General features: G+C 69.3%; 20 protein-coding genes and 2 pseudogenes. 14 read left to right on the forward strand and 8 right to left on the reverse strand.

The annotated features are described in order from the left end of the window. From ACPT94_RS25860 to ACPT94_RS25880, 5 genes are all read left to right on the forward strand, one after another. On the forward strand, positions 1-242 hold a 242-nt coding region (locus ACPT94_RS25860), incomplete at its 5' end, for a substrate-binding domain-containing protein (RefSeq protein ID WP_425246925.1). A 157-nt stretch (positions 243-399) separates the two neighbouring features. Continuing rightward, a complete protein-coding gene (locus tag ACPT94_RS25865; RefSeq protein ID WP_360346891.1) occupies positions 400-1,647 on the forward strand; it encodes a sugar ABC transporter substrate-binding protein in 1,248 nt (415 codons plus the stop codon). A 10-nt stretch (positions 1,648-1,657) separates the two neighbouring features. Then, positions 1,658-2,641, forward strand: a complete 984-nt coding sequence (locus ACPT94_RS25870; RefSeq protein WP_360346889.1) for a carbohydrate ABC transporter permease — start codon at positions 1,658-1,660, stop codon at positions 2,639-2,641. Further along, entirely contained in the window at positions 2,638-3,462 is an 825-nt protein-coding gene (locus ACPT94_RS25875; RefSeq protein ID WP_360346887.1) for a carbohydrate ABC transporter permease, read from the forward strand. The genes ACPT94_RS25870 and ACPT94_RS25875 overlap by 4 nt, the downstream gene beginning before the upstream one ends. A 75-nt stretch (positions 3,463-3,537) precedes the next feature. Next, on the forward strand, positions 3,538-5,274 hold the full coding sequence (locus ACPT94_RS25880) for an amylo-alpha-1,6-glucosidase (RefSeq protein WP_425246926.1): 1,737 nt from the start codon (positions 3,538-3,540) through the stop codon (positions 5,272-5,274). A 192-nt stretch (positions 5,275-5,466) separates the two neighbouring features. Here the strand turns inward: ACPT94_RS25880 and ACPT94_RS25885 are convergent, their stop codons facing one another. Continuing rightward, positions 5,467-5,781: a winged helix-turn-helix transcriptional regulator gene (locus ACPT94_RS25885; protein ID WP_425246998.1), complete on the reverse strand. Its 315-nt coding sequence runs from the start codon at positions 5,779-5,781 to the stop codon at positions 5,467-5,469. A 26-nt stretch (positions 5,782-5,807) separates the two neighbouring features. Between ACPT94_RS25885 and ACPT94_RS25890 the strand changes: the two genes are divergently transcribed. Then, positions 5,808-6,080, forward strand: coding sequence for a nuclear transport factor 2 family protein (locus ACPT94_RS25890; RefSeq protein ID WP_425246999.1), 273 nt, complete (start codon positions 5,808-5,810; stop codon positions 6,078-6,080). A gap of 94 nt (positions 6,081-6,174) precedes the next feature. Here ACPT94_RS25890 and ACPT94_RS25895 read toward each other — a convergent pair whose 3' ends face one another. Continuing rightward, positions 6,175-7,146: a LysR family transcriptional regulator gene (locus ACPT94_RS25895; RefSeq protein WP_425246927.1), complete on the reverse strand. Its 972-nt coding sequence runs from the start codon at positions 7,144-7,146 to the stop codon at positions 6,175-6,177. Positions 7,147-7,431: 285 nt separating this feature from the next. Here ACPT94_RS25895 and ACPT94_RS25900 point away from each other — a divergent pair, with 285 nt between their 5' ends. The 6 genes from ACPT94_RS25900 (at position 7,432) to gap (ending at position 14,611) form a co-directional block, all read left to right on the forward strand. After that, entirely contained in the window at positions 7,432-7,821 is a 390-nt protein-coding gene (locus ACPT94_RS25900; RefSeq protein WP_360346881.1) for a hypothetical protein, read from the forward strand. 280 nt (positions 7,822-8,101) lie between these two features. Next, positions 8,102-9,145, forward strand: coding sequence for a hypothetical protein (locus ACPT94_RS25905; RefSeq protein ID WP_425246928.1), 1,044 nt, complete (start codon positions 8,102-8,104; stop codon positions 9,143-9,145). Between the two features lie 17 nt (positions 9,146-9,162). Beyond that, entirely contained in the window at positions 9,163-9,678 is a 516-nt protein-coding gene (locus ACPT94_RS25910; RefSeq protein ID WP_425246929.1) for a hypothetical protein, read from the forward strand. 339 nt (positions 9,679-10,017) lie between these two features. Continuing rightward, positions 10,018-11,979, forward strand: a complete 1,962-nt coding sequence (locus ACPT94_RS25915; RefSeq protein WP_425246930.1) for a YncE family protein — start codon at positions 10,018-10,020, stop codon at positions 11,977-11,979. A 580-nt stretch (positions 11,980-12,559) separates the two neighbouring features. Continuing rightward, the gene (locus ACPT94_RS25920; protein WP_425246931.1) at positions 12,560-13,516 is read left to right on the forward strand and encodes a GlxA family transcriptional regulator; all 957 of its coding nucleotides are present in this window, start codon (positions 12,560-12,562) and stop codon (positions 13,514-13,516) included. A gap of 96 nt (positions 13,517-13,612) precedes the next feature. Continuing rightward, the gene (gene gap, locus ACPT94_RS25925) at positions 13,613-14,611 is read left to right on the forward strand and encodes a type I glyceraldehyde-3-phosphate dehydrogenase (protein WP_360346873.1); all 999 of its coding nucleotides are present in this window, start codon (positions 13,613-13,615) and stop codon (positions 14,609-14,611) included. Between the two features lie 159 nt (positions 14,612-14,770). On the opposite strand, the gene ACPT94_RS25930 is transcribed toward gap, so the two are convergent. The 3 genes and pseudogenes from ACPT94_RS25930 to ACPT94_RS25940 form a co-directional block, all read right to left on the reverse strand. Continuing rightward, the gene (locus ACPT94_RS25930) at positions 14,771-15,646 is read right to left on the reverse strand and encodes an NAD(P)-dependent alcohol dehydrogenase (protein WP_425246932.1); all 876 of its coding nucleotides are present in this window, start codon (positions 15,644-15,646) and stop codon (positions 14,771-14,773) included. A gap of 211 nt (positions 15,647-15,857) precedes the next feature. Continuing rightward, positions 15,858-16,220 (reverse strand): annotated as a pseudogene (locus tag ACPT94_RS25935) (MmyB family transcriptional regulator); the annotation flags it as partial. Positions 16,221-16,264: 44 nt separating this feature from the next. Further along, positions 16,265-18,022 carry an NlpC/P60 family protein gene (locus tag ACPT94_RS25940; RefSeq protein ID WP_425246933.1) on the reverse strand — a complete coding sequence of 586 codons (1,758 nt, stop codon included), beginning with the start codon at positions 18,020-18,022 and terminating at the stop codon, positions 16,265-16,267. Between the two features lie 344 nt (positions 18,023-18,366). Here ACPT94_RS25940 and ACPT94_RS25945 point away from each other — a divergent pair, with 344 nt between their 5' ends. Next, a complete protein-coding gene (locus tag ACPT94_RS25945; protein WP_425246935.1) occupies positions 18,367-19,353 on the forward strand; it encodes an NUDIX hydrolase in 987 nt (328 codons plus the stop codon). A 35-nt stretch (positions 19,354-19,388) separates the two neighbouring features. Beyond that, positions 19,389-19,691 carry a hypothetical protein gene (locus ACPT94_RS25950; RefSeq protein ID WP_425246936.1) on the forward strand — a complete coding sequence of 101 codons (303 nt, stop codon included), beginning with the start codon at positions 19,389-19,391 and terminating at the stop codon, positions 19,689-19,691. A gap of 362 nt (positions 19,692-20,053) precedes the next feature. Here the strand turns inward: ACPT94_RS25950 and ACPT94_RS25955 are convergent, their stop codons facing one another. The 3 genes and pseudogenes from ACPT94_RS25955 to ACPT94_RS25965 all read right to left on the reverse strand — a co-directional run bounded on the left by ACPT94_RS25955 (position 20,054) and on the right by ACPT94_RS25965 (position 21,562). After that, positions 20,054-20,479, reverse strand: coding sequence for a pyridoxamine 5'-phosphate oxidase family protein (locus ACPT94_RS25955; protein ID WP_425247000.1), 426 nt, complete (start codon positions 20,477-20,479; stop codon positions 20,054-20,056). Positions 20,480-20,569: 90 nt separating this feature from the next. Further along, positions 20,570-20,826, reverse strand: a pseudogene (locus tag ACPT94_RS25960) (thiolase C-terminal domain-containing protein); the annotation flags it as partial. A 397-nt stretch (positions 20,827-21,223) separates the two neighbouring features. Next, the gene (locus ACPT94_RS25965) at positions 21,224-21,562 is read right to left on the reverse strand and encodes a MerR family transcriptional regulator (RefSeq protein ID WP_360346865.1); all 339 of its coding nucleotides are present in this window, start codon (positions 21,560-21,562) and stop codon (positions 21,224-21,226) included. Positions 21,563-21,583 lie beyond the last annotated feature (21 nt).

Here is a 21,583-nt window from a genome sequence, read left to right on the forward strand (position 1 = left end):
TCTCCGTCACGGGGGTCGTGGCCGGCCGGTGGGCGGAGACGGTGACCCCGCAGCTGACCGCGGCGGACGTGCCGGCGGAGGAGATGGGCCGCCGAGCCGTCGACCTGCTCGTCGAACGGCTCGACCATCCCACCGCGCCGCCCCGGCACCACCTCCTCGCACCCCCGATCTCCCTGCGGGCCAGCACCGGACCCGCCGGCGGCACCCCCACCGCCGACACCGGACCCGGTACGACACCCTGACCGCACCCCACGGGTGACCCCCGCCCTCCCTCATCACCCCCAAACGTCCCAAGCGCACCTCGGTGCCCTTCGGCGTGCCCGTCGCCCAGCAACCACCTGCCTCCCCAGCAACCCGTGCCCCAGGCACCCGCATGCCCAGAACAAAGGAACCCGTGCAATGAACAGCTCCTCCAGACAGCGCCGTCTGACCGCCGCGGCCCTGACCGCCCTCGCTGTGGCCGTCAGCGCCACCGCCTGCTCCTCCGGCTCGGACAGCGCCGACACCAAGGGCGCCGGCAGCGGCACGTACACCGTCTGGGACCCGTACCCGCAGTTCGCCAAGGGCTCGTCCTGGACGGAGCTGCTGGACAAGTGCGGCACCGAGGCCGGCGTGAAGATCAAGCGGACCGGTTTCGACACCAGCGACCTGGCCAACAAGACACTGCTGGCCGCGCAGCAGGGCAACTCCCCGGACGTCCTGATCGTGGACAACCCGGTCGTGTCGACCCTGGCCGAGGCGGGTGTGCTCACCACGACCGACGACAACAAGCTGGACACCTCGAAGGTCGACCCCAACCTGCTCGCGGCCGGCCAGTCCGGTGGGAAGACGTACGGCACGCCGATCGGCGCCAACACCCTCGCGCTCTACTACAACAAGAAGGTACTGACGGACGCCGGCGTGGACATCGCCTCGGTCAAGGACTGGAAGTCGCTGACGGCAGCGCTGGAGAAGGTCAAGAAGGCGGGCAAGAAGGGCATCACCTTCTCCGCGATCGGCACGGAGGAAGGCAGCTTCCAGTTCCTGCCGTGGTTCTGGGGCTCGGGCGCGAAGCTGACCGAACTCGACTCCGCACAGGCCGTCTCCGCCCTCTCCCTGTGGCAGGACTGGCTGAAGGACGGCTACGCCCCGAACTCGGTGCTCAACAACACCCAGACCACCAGCTGGCAGGAGTTCGCCAGTGGCGACTACGCCTTCGCCGAGAACGGCACCTGGCAGCTCGCCAACGCGAAGAAGGCCGGTTTCGAGTACGGCGTCCTGCCCATCCCCGCCTCGAGCGGAGGCAACGCCGCGGCCCCGACCGGCGGCGAGTTCGTCACCCTCCCGGTCCAGGACGACACCGGCCGCTACGCCACCTCCCAGAAGCTGGCCACCTGCCTGACCAGCACCGACAACCTCTACGACACCGACACCACCCTGTCCTACGTGGCCCCCACCAGCGAGGTCCAGGACAAGCAGGTGGCCGCCAACGCCGAGCTCAAGCCCTGGGTGGACGCGGTCAAGGCGGCCAAGGGCCGCACCAGTGACGACCTGGGCACCAAGTACCCCAAGATTTCCGAGCAGATGTGGAAGGCCGTCCAGTCCGCCCTGAGCGGGTCCAAGTCGCCCAAGGACGCGCTCACTTCGGCGCAGGCCGCGGCCAAGTGACGTGAGCCCGATGAAGCAGACGACACACCCGCCGGACCACCGGCCCGTGCGCGTCCAGGACGGGGCGGCCACCGCCGCCCCGCCCCGCGCCCGTACCGGGAAACGCCGCCGGCCCACCTCCCCGCAGTGGGCCGCCTGGGGATTCCTCGCCCCGGTGACCCTTTACCTCGCCCTCTTCTACGCCTATCCGCTCTGGCGCAACGTCGACCTGAGCCTGCGCCACTACACCGTCCGCTCCTTCGTCCAGGGCGACGCGCCCTTCACAGGCCTGAAGAACTACCAGACCGTCCTCGACGACCCGACGTTCGCCCCGGCCCTGCTCCACACCGTGCTGTTCACCGCCGTGTGCCTGGTCTTCCAGTACGCCATCGGCCTCGCCCTCGCGGTCTTCTTCAACCAGCACTTCCGGCTCTCGGCCACCCTGCGCGCCCTGTTCCTGGTGCCCTGGCTGCTGCCGCTGATCGTGTCGGCCTCCACGTGGTCGTGGATGCTCAACAGCGACTCCGGCATCGTCAACGCCGCCCTGCACGTCATCGGCATCGACCCGGTGAACTGGCTGACCTCACCCTCCTGGTCGCTCACCTCGGTGATCGTCGCCAATATATGGATCGGCGTCCCGTTCAACCTGGTCGTGCTCTACAGCGGCCTGCAGTCCATCCCCGCGAGCCTGTACGAGGCCGCCGCCCTCGACGGGGCGAACGCCTGGCAGCGCTTCTGGCGCGTCACCTTCCCGCTGCTGCGCCCGGTCTCCGCGATCACCCTGCTGCTCGGGCTGATCTACACGCTCAAGGTCTTCGACATCATCTGGATCATGACCAAGGGCGGTCCCGCGGACTCGTCCACCACCTTCGCCACCTGGTCCTACCAGCTCGGCTTCGGCAACCTCCTGCCCGCCTTCGGCCCCGGCGCGGCCGTCGGCAACCTCCTCGTCGTCGCCGCCCTGGTGTTCGGCCTGGTCTACGTCCGAGTTCAGCGAAAGCAGGCGCTGTCATGAACCCAAGCAGCCGCCGTACGTGGTGGAAGACAGCCCTCGGTCTGCTGCTGACCGGGATCATGCTCTTCCCGGTCTACTGGATGCTCAACGTGTCCTTCACCCGTGACCAGGACATGCGCAAGAGCCCGCCCGACCTGTTCCCCGTCCACGGCACCCTGACCGGCTACCGCGCCGTCCTCGACCAGCAGCTGCCCTACCTCGGCACCAGCCTGGTCATCGGCCTCGGTACCGTCGCCCTCACCGTGGCACTCGCCGCACCCGCCGGCTACGCACTGGCCAAGCTGCGCCCGCGCGGCGGCGGCGTCCTGAGCTTCGTCCTGCTGGCCGCCCAGATGATCCCCGGCATCATCATGGCGATGGGCTTCTACGCCATCTACCTCCAGCTCGGCCTGCTCCAGTCCGTCCCCGGCCTCATCGTCGCCGACTCCACCCTGGCCGTCCCCTTCGCCGTGCTGATCTTCACCGCGTTCATGTCCGGCATCCCCGGCGAACTGCTCCAGGCCGCGCAGATGGACGGAGCAAGACCCCTGCGCACCTTCTGGTCGATCGTGCTGCCGATGAGCCGCAATGCCGTCGTCACGGTGTCCCTGTTCGCCTTCCTGTGGTCCTGGTCCGACTTCGTCTTCGCCAGCACCCTGGTCAACGGCGGCGCCCACGAGCCGATCACCCTCGGCATCTACCACTACATCGGCAACAACAACCAGGAGTGGAACGCCATCATGGCCACCGCCGTCGTGGCTTCGCTGCCCGCCGCGGTGATCCTCGTCCTCGCCCAGCGCTACGTCGCCGCCGGCGTGACCGCCGGTGCCGTCAAGGACTGAGCCCCAACTCGCCAGAGCGACTGGCCAGTCGCCAGTCGGCTGCCGTCCCCTGCTCCAGAAACGAGTCACGCCACCATGACCGCCGCCCCGTCCGGCCCGGCCTTCTCCGTCCACGACATCCCGTTCAGCACATACGGATCCTGGTTCGACATCTCGCCCGTGGTGGCGGAGAAGACGTACGCCGAGGACCTCCACCTCGTCTCGCATCAGAACGGCATGCACGCCGTTCTGCGCCTGGTCCCCCTGGACTCGGAGACGGGCGACCGTGCCGAGACCGGCGTCGAGGCGACACCGGGCCTGCTCAGCTGGATCGGCGCGGGCGGGCGCGTCGACCTCGCATACGAGTCGCCGGACACCGTACGCCTGCGGGGAACCGGTATCGACATCGGCGTCTTCGCCGCCGTGCACACCCTGACCCCGTTCAGCGGAACGTACTTCTTCCACGACCCGGCGGCGGACGCGCACGTGTTCACGTCGTACGAGACCGGCCGCCGGTACCGCGTCACGGTGCTGTCCGGCACCATCGCCGAGGCGGCCGGAGCCCAGGCCCTGGGCAGCGCCGACCGGGGGCTCGCCGTGACCGCACAGGCGGACGGGGCCTGGGAGATCGCGATCGAGGAACTCGACGCCGCCCGCCCGCCGCACGCGACCCCGGCGGCCTTCGACGACGTCGTGGAGTCCGCTCGCGGCGCGTTCGCGGACTTCGTCGACGCGGTGGCCCCCTGGCGCTCGTCCGCGACCCCGGCGGCCGAACTCGCCGCCTATGTCGTCTGGTCGGCGACCGTACGGCCGACGGGCCTGGTCACCCGGCCCGGCGTGCTGATGTCCAAGCACTGGATGGACAAGGTCTGGAGCTGGGACCACTGCTTCAACGCCCTCGCCCTGGCCCCCGGACGCCCCGAACTCGCCTGGGACCAGTACCACCTGCCCTTCGACCACCAGGACGACAGCGGCGCCCTGCCGGACTCGGTCACCCACTCCGAGGTGCTTTACAACTTCGTCAAACCGCCCATCCACGGCTGGGCCCTCGGCCACCTGCGCCGCCGCCTCCCGGCGCCTCTCGGGGAAGCCCAGCTGGCCGAGGCGTACGAGCGGCTGGAGCGCTGGACCAACTTCTGGCTCACCGCACGACGAGCCCCCGGCACCGGACTGCCCCACTACCAGCACGGCAACGACAGCGGCTGGGACAACGCCACCACCTTCGACGCCGAGCGGGTGATCGTCACCGCTGACCTGGCCGCTTTCCTCGTCCTCCAGCTACGTGAACTCTCCTTTCTCGCAACTGAGTTGGGTAAGCCCGAGGACAGCCGCCGGTGGATACGAGTGGCTGAGGAGACCCAGACGGCGCTGTTCGAGCAGCTCTGGACCGGCGACAGATTCGTCGCCCGAGGGGTCGCCACGGGGGACACCTGGAGCAGCTCCAGCCTCCTCGACCTGATGCCCATCGTGCTGGGCGAGCACCTGCCCGGCGAGGTCAGCAGCGCGCTGGCCGACCACATCAAAATCCACCTGACCCCGTACGGCCTGGCCACCGAAGTGACCACGTCACCGCACTACCTGGCCGATGGCTACTGGCGCGGCCCGATCTGGGCCCCCGCCACCGTCCTCGTCGAGGACGGCCTGCGTCGCGCCGGCCACCACCGGCTGGCCGACGACATCAGCGCCCGCTTCCGCGCCCTGTGCGAGACCCACGGCTTCGCCGAGAACTTCGACGCCCTCACCGGAACGGGTCTGCGCGACCGTGCCTACACCTGGACCGCCAGCAGCTACCTCCTCCTCGCCGAAGCACACGCACATCGAGAGGACCGCTGACCGGCGGCCTCCGGCAAGCTCCGGGACCGGCGCACCGCCGCCTTCGGCGGCACCCCGGCAAGAGCTGAGGCTCGGTAAGCCCCCGAGCTTGCTGTCGCAGTACGACCAATGCCTCCCGCACCCCGGCCAGTGCTCTGACCGGGCAGAGGTTTGTCCCGCCCCGCCTACGTCATCCGTCGCGGGTGGCCTCGATCAGGCGGGCGCAGGCAGGGAATCGAGCCCCGCACCTGCGGCGTCGTCGTGGTCGACGCGTGCCTGGCGGATGTCGTCGCGGTGGGCCACGGCCCATTCGTGGAGCGCGATGATCGGGCCGAGCAAGGTGCGGCCCAGTTCGGTGAGTTCGTAGTCGACGCGCGGCGGGACGGTGGCGTAGGCGGTGCGGCTGACCAGGCCGTCGCGGACGAGTGCGCGCAGGGTCAGGGTCAGCATCCGCTGACTTATTCCGTCGATCTCGCGGTGGAGTTCGTTGAATCGGTGGGTGCGTTGCCCGAGCCGCAGGACGATCAGAGTGCTCCGACGTCGGGGACGAGTACATCCAGCACAACCCGCACGCTCCCAACGGCACCGAAGCGCTGCGCGGTTTCGTCACCGGCTTCAGGGGCCGCTACCCGAATCTCCAGTACGACGTCGTGCGGGTCATCGCCGAGGACGACCTGGTCCTGCTCCACTCCCACGCCGTGCTGGAGCCGGGCACCAGGCAGATGGTCGTCGACATCTTCCGGGTCCGGGACGGGAAGATCGTCGAGCACTGGGACGTCATCCAGCCCGTCCCGGAGGAGTCGGGCAACGACAACACCATGTTCTGACCCGGACCCTCTGCGGCGTGGCGGCACCGGCCCGCCCGACCGGTGCCCGGCAATCCCAGTGATTACAAGGCGTGTTGGCATCACTCGACTGTGGTCACGCGCCACGAGGCCCAGAGTCCTCGCCCCTGCTGAATGACCTGGCTACTTCGAGAACGGCGTCGATGATCGGCTGGGACCGATGGGTTTTGAGCCACGCGAGTGCCGCGGTGGAGGGCGACAGATCGACGACGTCGAGGTACCGGACACCGGGGCGGGGGAAGAAGTCACGGGCGGCAGCCGGCAGGAAACACATTCCCTTGCCCTGGGCCACGAGGTGCAGAAGCCCTTCCATGTCCGATGCGACGGGCCCGTAGCGTACGGGGGTGTTGTCGGGGCGAGGATCGACGACCCAGAAGTCCCACCAGTTCCTCGGCACTTCCGGCGGCACGTCGATCACCGGATGGTGGGCCAGCTGGGCCAGCGTGATCCACTCTCGGTTCGCGAGAGGGTCGTCCGCCGGCAGGCAGGCCACCCGTGGCTCGGTGACGAGGTGCTGCACGTCGATGCCCTTCGGTACGGGTGGCCGTAGGAAGACGACATCGACCTCCTGCCGGAACAGGGCATCGACGTGGTCGGCGAAGTTCAGGCTGCGTACCTCGACATGTATCTGTGGGTGCCGGTCGTGCAACAGGCGCAGCACGGCGCGGGTATGCGGCATCGCGGCCTCGGCGCCGATACTGCCGACGACGAGTCGGCCGGAGGCCCGACGCGCCTGGGTTTCGGCGCTGCGGCGCAGCCGGTCCACGGCCGCGACCGCCTCACGCGCGTCCACCAGCAGTACCTGACCGGGCGCGGTGAGGCTGACGGCCCGGCTCGTCCGGGTGAACAGCCTCAGGCCGAGGCGTCTTTCCAGGTCCTTGATCTGCTGGCTCAGTGCCGACTGCGTGATGAAAAGGCGATCCGCGGCCCGCGAGAAGTGGAGTTCATCGGCCAGGGCGACAAAGAGGCGTAGTTGGTGAAGGCTTGGGGCGCGTGAATCCGAGCCCGCCGGTAACGCGTCGTCAGCGGCTGCTCCGCCTGCGGTCATGGTGAATCCCTTATCGATCGACTGTGATGTCGCATGGTTGCCTGTCGTGACAGAGCGGTTCCTTGATGTAAGGCTCACAGGCGACGTCCTGGCAACTGCACGCCCTTCGCAGGCGCTTGGCGGGGGCGGACAGGACTCGATGACCATCGACTTCTACACATCGGGGGCCGAAGCATGTCCGTGAAACAGACCGTGGCGGTGGTCGCCGCCCTCTTGGCCGTGGTGTTGGGCGGAGGTGCCGCCCAGGCATCGTCGCCACCGGCCGGTGGCCCAAACGCCGTGCAAGTGAAAGAGCAACACACGGGCGCCGCCGATCCTCTGGCCGTCCAGGCGTCGTGCACCCACCGCAACGTCAGTCACTACGACGCCTACACGGGGCGCACCTGGACCAGTGACTGGGTCTGCGGCAATCGTTCCGGGGCTCCCCTGTACGGCTGCGCCAGCTTCATCTCCGCCTGTGGGGTGATCGGCTGGATCGACACCTCGCCCAGCTGGTTCGTGTGCTGGGGCAGGGGCGCCGCGCACGCCGGAGGCAACAACATCTGGTACTACACCCTGGGCGACCGTATCGCCCCCGGTGAGGAGAGGCAGCGCGGCTGGGGGTTCGTTCCGGCGGTGGACGTGTGGACCTCGACCGATCCCTGGCCCGGCATGACGGAATGCAACATTCCCTGAAGTCACGGGAGTTGTCCCGCCGCCCCCGGCCCGGCGGAGCCCTCGCCTTCCGAGAGGGCTCCTTGTCGGTGCCTGACGAACCCGAGGACCGATGATACGCAGCACTGTCTCCACCTGGGCCTCCGCAAGTCGTAGACCCGGACATCTTCTCGTCGTCATAGCAGCGTTTCTCTCTCTGACCTTCGCCGGCGCCGCATGGCCGCAATCCGCCGCGGCACTACCGGATGGAACCGACGACACCTCGTCCGTCGAGGCGTCGAACGCCCAGGTGCCCGTCGGTGTGACGGCCGGTGTCGCCGTGTTCGACCGACAGACCGGCACCTTCTCCGAGCAGCTCAACGCGAGCACACAGTTCCGGTCGGCGTCCATCGTCAAACTGTTGCTGGCCCTCGACTTCCTGTGGACCCGAGGCCCCGACTACACGGTCCCGGCCGCCGACCGCACCCGGCTGAACGTCATGCTCCGCAGCAGCGACGACGACGCGGCCAACCACTACTGGTCGCATTACGGCGGGTCCGCGATCGTCAACCGGATGACAAGCCGACTCGGCCTCACCGACACGGCGCCGCCCCCCGCCGGCCAGGAGCAGATGTGGGGCTACACCGCCACGTCCGCCCGTGACACGGTGAAGGTCTACCGGTACCTCCTGGAGGGGGCGCCCGCGCCCGTACGCGACCTCGTCATGGGCAATCTGCGCCAGTCGACACGCTGCGCGTCGGACGGGTTCGACCAGCACTTCGGTGTCGCAGCCGCGTTCGACCGTCCATGGGCCGTGAAGCAGGGCTGGTCCGGCGGGGCGACCGGGTTCGAGCCGGGCACCTGCGGGCCCGTGAGTTCCGCCTCCGCACCGGCGGCCGTCTCCCGGCCGAGTGCTCCGACCGCCGCGACCGCGGACCTGCGTCGTCCGGCGCTGCACACGACCGGCACCGTCGGCGCGGGCGACCGTTCCATCGTGGCCGTCTTCTCGCTGCATCCGGAAGGCACTTCGTACGGCAAGGCCTTCACCGACCTCGGCCGTCTGACCCGTTCGCTGACCGTACCCGGCGCGAGCGTGCCGTCCGGAAAGTGGTACGGAACCTGGAGCTCGGGCGTCAACGTCCGCGAGGAACCGCTCATCGAGGACGGCAACGTGTTGACACGGCTTCCCGCCGGCGTGGAAGTGCTGGTGGGGTGCCAGAAGAAGGGCCAGGTCGTCTCCGTTCCGCCTTACACCAACGAGTGGTGGGCGTACCTGCCCCAATACGGCGGCTACATCTCCAACATCTACATCAGCCATCCGGACAACCAACTGCCGGATGTTCCGCTGTGCCCGAATCAGCAGTGACCGGAAAGGACGTACGCGTGACGAACAAGAGAACAGTGACGGTGCGTACCAGGTGTACCACTCTCGGCGTGTTCGGCGTCCTCTTGTCGGTGCTGCTCTCCGCCTTCGCCGCAGGGCCGGTCCAGGCGGCCACCGACTCGCCCCGCGCGGAGGACAGCCACACGATGATCATGCCGCCGGCGTCGGAGGGCGCACCCTCGCCGACCTCCCGAGTGGCCGCGGCCTCTCCGACGATCTCCCCGTCCGCCAACTATGTGCACGCGACTTCCGGCAATCCCGTCGACTGTGACGAGGGCTATCTGTGTCCCGCCGTCTGGGACCCCTCGGCAGGGGCGTACAAGGTCTTCTTCCTCTACTACTGCAACCGGTACTCCCTGTCGAACTGGAACGGCCGGGGCCAAGTGGTCAACAACCAGATCGGCGCCGCCGCGTTCTTCTACGGCCAGAACGGCGAGGTGCTGGATGCCGTCCTGCCGGACAGGGTCGCCTACGACTACGACTGGACGCCTGTGTGGCACATCCGGAACTGCTGAACAGGTGATCAAAGGGCGCCCGCACTGCGGCGGGGGCCCGCACTGCGCCGGGGCCCGGGAGTCCACACGGACCTTCCGGGCCCCTGGGCTGCAGCGTGACGGTCAGGTGGTGGTCGGCCCACCTGATGCCCGCACGAACCGGCCGGCGTCACCGGGCCGGCGCCCGGTCCGCGACACGCCGTGGGGCGTCAGAGGGGGATCCCACCGGTCGGCTTGTCGGTGGCATGACTTAACCTGCACTCATTCGCCACACGTACTTCACCGGCCACACCCATTTCGCTGCGGCCGCCGGGTGCGGTGGCACCAGACAATTTTCGTTCCGGGGGGTTCGAAAACACCGTGCACAGACGCACTCTCACGGCCGCTACGACGCTGGCGATCGTCTTGGGCTCAGTGGCGCTCAACACCACACCGGCAACCGCCGACACCAGCAGGCCCATCGCCGTCTCGGACGCGGACGACACCGTCGTCGACGGCCTGCACCGGCAGTTGTACTTCAGCGACCGGTACCAGAACCGGATCGTCGTCACCGACTACACCGGTAAGGTCACCGCCACCCTCACCGACCTGCCGCAGGTCCGGGACCTGGAGCTGAGCCCGGACTCCGGGACGCTGTACGCCGCGGTCCAAGGGGCCGACAAGATCGTCGCCTTCGACACGGCGACCCTCACCCGGAGCGCCGAATACCCAACCGGTGAGAAGACCGCTCCCTCCCGACTCGCCTATGCAGAAGGCAAGTTGTGGTTCGGCTACGGCGACCAGTGGGACTCCGGACTCGGCGTCGTGGACCTGACGGCCCAGAGCCCGACGGTGACGCTCGACCTGGCTGCCGGGCACGACTTCGCCACTCCGCCCGAGCTGTACGCCGACCCCGACAACCCGGGCACACTGCTGGCCCTCGACTCGGGCATCAGCTCCGGCCCGATCATCGTCTACGACATCTCGACCGGCACCCCGGCCATCCGCGTCTCCGCGAACAAGGGCGGCTTCTACAACGACGCGGCCCTCACCCCGGACGGCCAGAACGTCGTCGTGGCGGGCCCGGGCAACCGGGCGCTCACCGAGTACCGGCTCTCCGACCTGGAGCAGGTGCGCACCTACCCGGTCGCCTCCGAACCGGAGACGGTCAGCATCGCCGAGGACGGCACGGTCGCGGCCACCGTCCTCGACACCGACAACCTCGGCGACACCTACGTCTTCAGCAACGACCCCGGCCGCCCGCCCAGCATCCGTAACCTGTCGTCCGGATGGATGCCCTGGTTCGGGCACTCGATGAACTGGTCGCACGACGGCACCCAGTTGTTCGTGCTGACCGGGTCCAACGACTCCACCCGGTTCCACGCCGTCGACACCCCCCGCAAGTACGTCGCCAGGCTGACGGTCGACGCCCCCGCCACGGCCACCCGAGCCAAGCCCCTCACCGTCAAGGGCAGTCTCACCTCCGGCTTGGCCCTGCCCGCCGGGACCCCACTGGCCGTCACCCGGACCGACGTGGAGTCGCCGAACGGCAAGTCACTCGGCACCAAGCCCCTCGGATCGGGTGGCAGCTTCTCCTTCACCGACACCCCGCCGGCCGGCGGCGCCGTCACGTACACGGTGACCTACGCGGGCGACGCGTCCCACACCACCGTCACCGCCTCCGACACGGCCACCGTCTCGCGCGCCACGCCGAGCCTGACCCTGAACAACAACGGCAAGCTCTACGCCTACGGTGCCGACATCGCCTTCACCGCGCGCCTCGGCACCACGTACACGAACCGTTCCGTGGAGATCTGGGCCGACCCGGCCGGCGCCGACAAGCCGAAGAAGCTCGTCAAGACCGGCAAGGTCAACTCCAGCGGCAACCTGTCGGTCACCCTCGACATGAGCCGTGACACCACGATCACCGCGGTGTTCAAGGGCGACGCACGCTATGCCCCGAAGTCGGTCACTGCCACGGCCTACGCCAAGGTGAAGGTCTCGACGACCCTCTCCAGGCACTACAAGACCGGCAAGATCGGCAACACGACATACCAGTACTTCCACAAGAACACCGACGTCATCTGCACCACGACGATGAGCTACTACAAGGGCCGCATGCAGCGGATCCAGCTCCAGGTGTACTCGGGCGGCAAGTGGTACGACACCGCCACCCAGTACTTCGCCCTCAGCACCAACGGCAAGTCGGTCGTCAACCTGGGCCACGCCGGTCAGTCCGGCATCCGCGCCCGGGTTCGCTCCTCCTACATCGACAGGAGTTCCGGGGACACGGTGAACTCCACCACTCACGGAGCTTGGAAGTACTTCTACTTCTCCAACTAGGCGATGTACGCCGGGCCGTGTGCCGGCCCTTGCCGGGCAGAATCCCGGCCAGGGCCGGCACCGGCGCCACGGCCACGGAGCCTTCTACGGCGGCATCGCCACGGGCGGACAGATCGCCCGGCGGCGTCAGAGCCGGCCGGGCCTCCGATGCCCAGGGCTGCGGAAGCCCGGCTTGTGCCGGCCGCGACCTCCGCGCGGCAGCGCCGGGTGCATCTGTCTGCCGCCCGCGGGCTGTTCCACGGCCGCTCCGGACTGGCGCTCTTCCTGCACCACCTCGCCCGCGAGGACGACCGATCCGAGCGGTGTGCCGAGGATGGGGCCGAGGAGCTCCAGAGGCTCTTTGGCGGGCCCGTTCGGACAGGGCTTTGGCGGGGTCGTGGACGCAGGTGACGGGAGTGCCGGGATGGACCGCGGGGTCGTTGGGGTTCATGATCCGCCTGAGTCTGCGGTCGTCGAGGACGACGGCGCCCTGGAAGCGGGCTCGTTGCCCGAGGTTCTCCGGACGGCGGGCGGCTTCAGCGGCGGCGGTGCGGTGTCTGCAGCCGGAGATCGAAGTCACGCCCCGCGTAGCCTCTTGCCCATGCCAGCCTCCCGCCTGCATCGCGTCGCCGTCCTTGTGCTCGAGGGTGCGAAGCCGCTCGATGTCGGAATTCCCGCACAGGTCTTCACGACCCGCACGAGCATGCCGTACGAGGTGCGGGTGTGCGGGGCGACGCCCGGTCTCGTGACCGGCGGCGATGGCCTGTCGTACTACGTCGCCCACGGCCTCGACGCGCTTGCGTGGGCCGACATCGTCTTCGTCCCCGGCTACCGGTTCCCGGACCGCGACGACCCGCCGCAGGCCGTCGTCGACGCACTGATCGCCGCCCACGCTCGGGGCGCGCGGCTCGCCGCCATCTCGACCGGCGCCTTCGCGCTCGCCGCCACGGGCCTGCTCGACGGCAGGCGCGCCACGACGCACTGGCACTACACGCGGGAACTCATGGTCAGGCATCCGCTCGTCCAGGTCGACGAGAACGTGCTGTTCGTCGACGAGGGCAGCGTGCTCACCTCGGCCGGCGCCGCCTCCGGCATCGACCTGTGCCTGCACATCCTGCGCGGCGACCTCGGGGTGGCCGCGTCCAACCACGCGGCCCGCCGCCTGGTCGCGGCCCCCTACCGCAGCGGCGGCCAGGCCCAGTACGTGCCGCGCAGCGTCCCCGAGCCGCTCGGCGAGCGCTTCGGCGCCACCCGCGAGTGGGCGCTGCACCGGCTAGACGAGCCCCTCACCCTCGACATACTGGCGCGGCAGGCCGCGGTCTCGCCGCGCACGTTCTCCCGACGCTTCGTCGAGGAGACCGGCTACACGCCGATGCAGTGGGTGATGCGCGCCCGCATCGACCTGGCCCGCGAACTGCTCGAGCGGTCGCAGCGCAGCGTCGAACAGATCGCCGCCGACGTCGGCCTCGGCACCGGCGCGAACCTGCGCCTGCACTTCCAGCGCGTCCTCGGCACCACACCGAGCGAGTACCGGCGCACCTTCACCCGGGGCGAATAGCACCGTGGCAGGATCCTTTTGAACGATGGCGATCTCGCCACTGTCAGCGGCGCGAGCCGCGGGCGAGCCTGGTGGCGAAGGGAAGGGACATCACTCATGACTCGCATCGCCATCAACGGATTCGGCCGCATCGGACGCAATGTGCTGCGCGCACTGCTCGAACGCGACAGCGCCCTCGAGATCGTCGCCGTCAACGACCTGACGGAGCCCGCCACGCTGGCCCGGCTGCTCGCCTACGACAGCACGGCCGGCCGGCTCGGGCGTCCGGTGACCGTCGACGGGGACGCCCTCGTCGTCGACGGCCGTCGGATCACGGTGCTGGCCGAGCGCGAACCGGCGCAGCTGCCGTGGGCCGACCTCGGCGTCGACATCGTCCTGGAAGCCACCGGCCGCTTCACCTCGGCCAAGGCTGCCCGCGCCCACCTCGACGCGGGCGCGAAGAAGGTGCTCGTCAGTGCGCCGTCGGACGGCGCCGACGTCACGCTCGCGTTCGGGGTCAACACCGACGCCTACGACCCGGACGTGCACACGATCGTCTCGAACGCCTCCTGCACCACCAACGCGCTCGCGCCCCTGGCAGCGGTCCTTGACGAACTCGCCGGCATCGAGCACGGGTTCATGACGACCGTGCACGCCTACACGCAGGAGCAGAACCTGCAGGACGGTCCGCACCGCGACGCCCGTCGTGCCCGCGCCGCCGGCGTCAACATCGTGCCGACCACGACCGGCGCCGCCAAGGCGATCGGCCTGGTGCTGCCGAACCTCGACGGCAAGCTGTCGGGCGACTCGATCCGCGTACCGGTGCCGGTGGGTTCGATCGTCGAACTCAACACGGCCGTCGCCCGCGACGTGACGCGCGACGAGGTGCTGGCGGCGTACCGCGCCGCGGCGGAGGGGCCGCTCGCCGGCATCCTCGAGTACTCGGACGAGCCGCTCGTGTCGTCCGACATCACGGGCAATCCCGCCTCGTCGATCTTCGACTCGGCCCTCACCCGCGTCGACGGCCGCCACATCAAGGTGGTCGCCTGGTACGACAACGAGTGGGGCTTCTCGAACCGCGTGATCGACACGCTCGAGCTCCTCGCCACCCGCTGACCGGACGCCGGAGCGACACCCCGCCTGCAGCGACCGAACATTGCCGCCATCGAGCAGTACGCCGCACAGGGCACCAGGTAGCTGTCGGCACCGGCGTATCGGACGATTACGGGTCCCGCACCCGAGGGAGGCGGGACCCGTAGTCACTGGTCGCGTGTGTCAGGCCAGCGAGGTGGTGTCCACCACGAACCGGTAGCGCACGTCGGAGGCGAGGAGCCGCTCGAACGCCTCGTTGATCTTCTCCGCCGGGATGACCTCGATGTCGGCGCCGATGCCGTGCCGGGCGCAGAAGTCGAGCATTTCCTGGGTTTCGCGGATGCCGCCGAAGAGCGAGCCGGCGTAGGAGCGGCGGTTGGCGAACAGGGAGGGCACGTTGACCGGGAGCGATTCGCTGGGGGCACCGAGGTTGATCAGGGCGCCGTCGAGGGCCGGCAGGGACAGATACGCGTCGACGTCGATCTTGGCGCTGATCGTGTTGAGGATGACGTCGAAGCTGCCGGCGAGGTTTTCGAAGGTCGTCGGGTCGCTGGTGGCGTGGTAGCGGTCGGCGCCCAGACGCAGGCCGTCGTCCTGCTTCTTCAGCGACTGCGACAGGACGGTGACCTCGGCGCCCATCGCTTTGGCGATCTTCACGGCGAGATGGCCCAGGCCGCCGAGTCCCACCATCGCGACCTTCTTGCCGGGGCCCGCGCCCCAGTGCCGCAGCGGGGAGTATGTCGTGATGCCCGCGCACAGCAGCGGCGCGGCCGTGTCGAGGGGAAGGCCGTCGGGGATCCGCAGTACGAAGTCCTCGGTCACCACCACGTGGGTGGAGTAGCCGCCCTGGGTGATCTGCCCGTCCCGTCCGACGCTGCCGAACACCAGGGTGTGGCCCTTCAGGCAGTACTGCTCCTCGCCCTGGAGACAGTTGACGCACTCGCGGCAGGAGTCGGCCATGCAGCCCACGCCCACGCGGTCGCCGACGGCGTGCTCGGTCACCTCCGAGCCGATCCGCTGGTGCTGGCCGGCGCCTACCTGTTCGTGCGCTGCGTGCACCTCGTCGTCTACGGGCTGCTCGCCCGCGGTGACCGGGGGCTGCGCCGTCAGGTCGCCATCTCCTGGCCACCGGTGCCGTACTGCTGCTCGTGGGTGCTGGTGTTGTCAGGGAGGCGGACGGCTCGGACTCGTCCTGACCGGCGGTCGACGGGGCGCCGCTCGCCGGTTTCTGGGGCGAGGACTGGGAGCCGAGCATGTCAAGGAGTACCAGGGCGTCGTGCTCGGCGGTGCCCGGTTCGGCGTAGTACGTGGTGAGGCGGTGGCCCGGGGTGCCTTCGAGCTGCATGGACTGGTAGCCGAGGGTGAGATCGCCGACCTCGGGGTGGTGGAAGGTCTTGCGGCCGTGGCTGCGGCTCTTGACGTCGTAGCGTTCCCAGAGTCGGGCGAACTCCGGGCTCTTGAGGAGAAGTTCGCCGGCGAGCTGGGTCAGGGTGTTCGGCAGTGGCTTGCTCACGCGCACCTCAGGCTGTCGGGCGATCGAGGTGAGGAGGATGGCTGCGTACGCCGCCCAGGGGCAGGGAGAAGTCGAGGGTGGCCGGCAGGTGCAGTCGTTCCGGTATTTCGGTATCCGCACCCGCCGGTCCCTGTGGGAGTCCGTTGAGTGGCTCCTGGTCTGGCTCAGATACGGCGGACGGTGTGCAGTGTCTTGGCGTAGGTGCCCGAGCCGTCGAGGAGGGACGCGCCGCCGAGGTCGGACATGGTGGGTCCGTTGACCGTCTTGCGGCTGGAGAGGAAGCGGCGTCTGCCGCCCTGGTCGAGACCCAGGTAGATGCCGACGTGGTCGACGGTCAGGCTGACTGCGTCGTCACTGGAGTCGGCGTTGAACAACACCAGGTCGCCGGGCTGGAGCAGGGCCGCGGCGGGCGGGGTGGTCCCGGTAGCGCGGTCGACGACCACGCCCGGTGCGTAGTCGGCGATGTGCCGGGACTTGCGCGGTATCCGGGTGCCCGAGGTGTCCTCGTCGGCGGCCAGGGGGACACCCAGGTGGTAGCCGTAGACCATGCGTGTGTAGCCCGAGCAGTCGAGGTTGCCGACCTGTTTGCTGGACGGCCCCTTGTACGTGCCGTCCGGGAAGGTCCAGCCCACCTTCATGTACTCGTGGAAGTCGGCGCCCTCGAGCCGATAGCCCTGCGTGTCGAGATAGCCGTACCCGGCTTCGCCCAGTACTTGCTTGCCTTGGGCCGGTCCGGAGCCGGCCGTGACCGCCGGAGCGCCGCCGAGGAACATCGCGGCGTACGCGAGTACGTCCGGGACGGTGGAACCGGCCCAGCCGCGGATCGTCTGCTCCAGCCCGGCCGTCCAATTGCCGTCGAACGGCTCGGGCAGCAGGCGCACCCAGTCGCCGTGGGTGACGGTCGGCAGAACCGCCCAGTTCGCGGCGTCCACCTCGAGGCGGCTCACGGACAGTCGGACCGGCAGATTGGTGCAGCCTTCGTTGGCCAAGGCGCGCAGACCCACCCGGCCCTTGGTCAACGTGGGCGTGGAGTCGGTGAGGTCGAAGGCCCACGAAGACGGTTCCGCCGACGCGGACTGCCAGGCCTTCGCCTGGATCCGGGTGCCCTCCCGCCGCACCCGGATCGTCCAGTCGGTGCCCGCCGGCACGCCGGTGGCCAGGGTGACCGCCGTCGCCAGCTGGGTCACGGCGTTGTCGACCTCCTTCTCCAACCGCATCTCGACCGCCCCGGAGGTGAGGAAGGACAGCCGGGCCCGGTAGTGGTTCTGGGTGCTGACATAGCCGAAGCTCAACGCGAACGAACAGGCCTGACCCGTCGGGACCTTGTCGAACCTGGCCGTGCAGCGCACGTCGACGTCGGTGATCTCGTCGTCGCGCAGGCTGGCGTGCCGGCTGTACCCGGCGGTCGTGAGGTCGATGATTCCGGTGCCCGGCACCACCGAGAAGTCGGTCCTGAAGGTTTCGGACGTGACCCACTTGCCGCCGCCCGGCGAGGTGCCCCAGTACACCCGGTTCTCCTCGTCCAGCGTGAGGTCCGGCAGTGTCCGCTGGAAGTCGTCCACGAAGGGCCGCTTGTTCTCCCCGAACGTCCGCTGCGGGCCGGGCAGTACGACGGTTCGCGCGCCGTGCGTCAGCAGCGCGACGCGCTTGCCGCCGGAGGTGACCTCGGTGCGGGCCGGGGTGCCGGAGAGCACGGTGGTGGTGAGTGGGGTGGTGAGGGCCACCGGGGTGAAGTACGAGGCGCCCAGCGGCGCCATGGTCACCCACGAACGGGCCGAGGACAGGCCGCCCGGTCCCGGGAAGGCCGGAACGTCCGCCGCCGTGGCGGCGCGAGCCGGGGCGGCGGCCAGACCGGTGAGCGGGGCAGCGGCGGCAGAGGCAGCGAAGGCGGCGAGGAGTCTTCGCCGAGACGTGTGAGGCATGTGTTTCATGATCCCCTGCCGCCTGGCGGCGTGTCACGGCATCCCCAAGTTCGCCCGGTGCCAAACGAAATGGGGGGGTCTTGCGGGGTATGACACGCGGACTGACGGACGGGGCTCAGCCCAACGGGGCCACCTGGAGTCGGGCAAACGCTTCGGCAAGAAGACCATCGGGTCCGCGTCACCCCCGACGGCGAAGTCCAGCGCCCACTGATCATGCGACGTTGGCCCCGAGCACCTGCGGGAGTGGTGGCCGGACAACACGTCTGAAAAACGTGCGTTCGACAGACGTGCTGGGTCGTTGAGCTGGGCGACGATGAACTCTCGCGCGACTTCTGGGGGACGTGTTGGCCTCGGCTCACGACGGAGCTACTGCACCTACCGGACCACTCGACTCCGACTCCTCCGTACCCGAGCCGGAGAACGCATCGGTCCTGATCGTCAACGACAGCGGCGAGTACCTCCTGCATCTACGGGATCAGGTCCCTGGCATCTGGGAGCCGGGAGCTTGGTCCCTGCTCGGCGGGGGACGGGAGCCCGGCGACCGGTCCCTGGAGGAGACAGCTCGCCGGGAGCTGTGGGAGGAAGCCGGACTCGTGCTGCCGGTTCTCGAGCCCTTCCGAACGGAGTACGCGGTGGGTCTCGACGGGGCGACCGTGCCCATCCAGGTGTTCGCGGCCCGCTGGAACGGCGACCCCGAGGCTCTTCACCTCACCGAAGGGATCATGCTGCGCTGGTTCGCCCCGCAGATCATGTCGCGTCTGCGGATGAGCCCTTCGACCCTCGACCTGGTGCGCGCCCACGCCGCGCGGCGGCCGACCGGCCCGCGGAGCGCCGTACCGGATCCCGCTGCCCTGCCTCGGGTACGGCGGCCTGTTCCGAACACGGACCGCGGAACCGTCCCCAACGTGGTCGGTGTCCATCTCTACCTCGAGAACGCGCGGGGCGACGTCCTGCTGGGCCTGCGCCACCCCGACTGCGCGTACGCCGGCGAGACCTGGCACTTCCTGGCAGGGCACTGTGAGCAGGAGAGCGCGGTCGCGTGCCTCGTGCGGGAGGCGTACGAGGAAGCGGGCCTGCTGATTCACCCCGAAGACGCCGAGCTCGTGCACACGGTGCACCTCTGCGACGTGCCGGGCACCCAGCCGCGCCTGCAACTCGTCTTCCGCGTACGGCGGTGGGAGGGACAGCCGGTGATCCGCGAGCCCGACAAGTGCCTGGCCTGGCGCTGGTGGAGCCCGAGTGCCTTGCCGGAGCCGATCGTGGCCTACACCCGCACAGCTGTCGAACGCCTCCGTGAGGGTCACCGGTACACCGAGATGGGGTGGGAATGATCCCTGACCCTTCTCCAGCCGATTCGGACCAGGCCGTGAACCGTGCCGCCGCCGCGCGTGCGGCGATGGTGGCCCGGCTCGAGAACGGGGCGCCGGCGTGCGGGTCCTGGCTCACCGTCCGCCCCGCCGAGGCCGGTGAGTGGGATCTCGCGGCCTGTGGGCCACGGGACATCTGGGACGAGCTCCAGAGCGTCGCCGCCCGCTGGCGGGCCGCCGGTGAACCAGCGTGCTACCGGCTTCACATCGACGCTCACGGCGAGCAGTGGGTCAGCGCGGGCGCCGGCCGAGCGGAGCTGGCCTGGCCCCTGCTTCCGCCCGCCGGGGCCTCGGACCGCTGAGGAGACACTGACGACCTGCCAGGCGGCCATCGTTCGCCGACCGGGCGTGAGTCGGTGGAGCATCTCCATGATCCGCTGCTGGTGTCGGTTGACGTCTTCGGTCACTGGACAGGTCAGGTTCCGCAGGGTGGCCGGGCACCGGGTCGGTCCGGGACAGTGCGGCTCGCGCTCGCCCGCCGCCACCCCTTCCCGTAACCAGGTCGTGAGGAGGGGCAGCGGGGGGGCGCCGCCGGGTCGAAGGGCGGGACGGTGGCCGTCCCAGGGGCCGGACCGGAGCGATCTGAGCAGTGGGTGAAGATCGGTGCCATGCCCCGATGGTCAGACCTGGCTCCCCGATGGCCAGACCCAACGGCCCCGGATGGTCAGACCTGGCCCAGGTCCGAGGACACCCATCGTTCGGGGCGCATGTGGATCACGGCCTGCTCGCCGTGGTTCTTCCAGGCGAAATCCACGTATGCGTCCACCTTGTCGGCCGGCAGGTACCGCGCCGAGATCTCCCTCAGCTCCTCGATCGTCGCCGGCGTCGTCTTCACCACCGGGCCCTCCACGGACACGTACCTGATCGTGGGCTCGATGCGGTCGACCAGCAACGTGAAGCGGCCCGCCTCGCTGATCAGGCTGTACTTCCGGGACGCCGGCCCTGTCATGATCCAGACATCTCCGCCCGGCGCGTACTGGTACCAGATCGGCACGCTCAACGGCGCTCGTCCGGACCCTGCATCCACCGACAGCGCGGCGACGTGCGGCTCCGCCAGGAACTGCTCCCGCTCTTCACGGCTCAAGGGCATTTCGGTCTCCTCCAGCGGCTCGCTCGGTGAGGTCATCACGGCCAACATCGGACGTCCCGACCTGCCTTCCCTCCTCCGTGTGCCCGCCGATCAGTTCCGGCCAAGCACCACCGCCCCGGACGAGCAGAACCACCCCCGTCCCCGACACCCCCCAGCCGAGGCAGCCCCCCTCCGCACCTGGCGCGCACCTGCCTCCCTCCGCACTGTCTCCACCAGCAGGAACAGCCCCCGCATCCTCGGGTGCTGCGCCGACAGTCCGCTCCCGTCCGTGCTCACCGGCAGTTCCCAACCACTCTCCGTCCGCAACCGCCCCTTCTCCATGACGCCCCGCCCACCCCCTTGCCGCACCGGCGACCAGCCACCCGGAAAAATGAGCTGGGGGCGTCCATCCGGGTGCATACTGACCCGGTGCGCCAAGCATTCGTCCACGACGCCGTTGTGAGCATGGAGCCGGGCGGCGATGTGAGAGCCCTGGGAGCGTCCAAGCAGCGCAATCGCTGTGGTCATGGGCTACCGCTGGAATTAGTGGTTGATCTTGAAGTGGTGGGGGCCCCGACGGGTGTGTCGGGGTCCTCGGTGTTCTTCTGGGGCAGACCCCGATCGTGACGAACGGGCCGCAGGTCTGGCTGGCGCTGCGGGTAGGTCGCGATGGCGTGCTGTGCGTGGCCGGAGAGTCGGCCCATGACGGCGGGCCTCGTGCGCTGACGGTCGGGGTTCGGGTGGCGCCCTGGCGTCCTGATCAAGCTAGGTCTGCGGCTGCGACGTGTCGCCTTGGGTGCGCAGTTGCTCGTTGATGCGCTGGGCTTCTTCGAGCTGGTCTTCGAGGATGACGATGCGGCAAGCGGCCTCTATGGGGGTGCCATCGTCGACGAGCTCGCGGGCGCGGGCTGCGATGCGCAGCTGGTGGCGGGAGTAGCGGCGGTGCCCGCCCTGGGAGCGGAGCGGGCTGATCAGGCGGTGTTCGCCCAGGGCTCGGAGGAAGGCAGGGGTGGTGCCGAGCATCTCGGCGGCCCGGCCCATGGTGTAGGCGGGGTAGTCGTCATCGTCGAGATTGTCGACGGGGCGGGAAGCGGCAGGGGGCATAGACCTCTTCTTTCGGGGACG

The organism is Streptomyces aurantiaciflavus, from assembly GCF_049808595.1.
Taxonomy (GTDB): Bacteria; Actinomycetota; Actinomycetes; order Streptomycetales; family Streptomycetaceae; genus Streptomyces.

Coding starts and splice junctions, on each gene's coding strand:
- ACPT94_RS25940 (WP_425246933.1), bottom strand. CDS start 18,022: ATGCCTCACACGTCTCGGCGAAGACTCCTCGCCGCCTTCGCTGCCTCT.
- ACPT94_RS25870 (WP_360346889.1), top strand. CDS start 1,658: ATGAAGCAGACGACACACCCGCCGGACCACCGGCCCGTGCGCGTCCAG.
- ACPT94_RS25955 (WP_425247000.1), bottom strand. CDS start 20,479: ATGCCCTTGAGCCGTGAAGAGCGGGAGCAGTTCCTGGCGGAGCCGCAC.
- ACPT94_RS25875 (WP_360346887.1), top strand. CDS start 2,638: ATGAACCCAAGCAGCCGCCGTACGTGGTGGAAGACAGCCCTCGGTCTG.
- ACPT94_RS25965 (WP_360346865.1), bottom strand. CDS start 21,562: ATGCCCCCTGCCGCTTCCCGCCCCGTCGACAATCTCGACGATGACGAC.
- ACPT94_RS25895 (WP_425246927.1), bottom strand. CDS start 7,146: ATGACCGCAGGCGGAGCAGCCGCTGACGACGCGTTACCGGCGGGCTCG.
- ACPT94_RS25920 (WP_425246931.1), top strand. CDS start 12,560: ATGCCAGCCTCCCGCCTGCATCGCGTCGCCGTCCTTGTGCTCGAGGGT.
- gap (WP_360346873.1), top strand. CDS start 13,613: ATGACTCGCATCGCCATCAACGGATTCGGCCGCATCGGACGCAATGTG.
- ACPT94_RS25865 (WP_360346891.1), top strand. CDS start 400: ATGAACAGCTCCTCCAGACAGCGCCGTCTGACCGCCGCGGCCCTGACC.
- ACPT94_RS25880 (WP_425246926.1), top strand. CDS start 3,538: ATGACCGCCGCCCCGTCCGGCCCGGCCTTCTCCGTCCACGACATCCCG.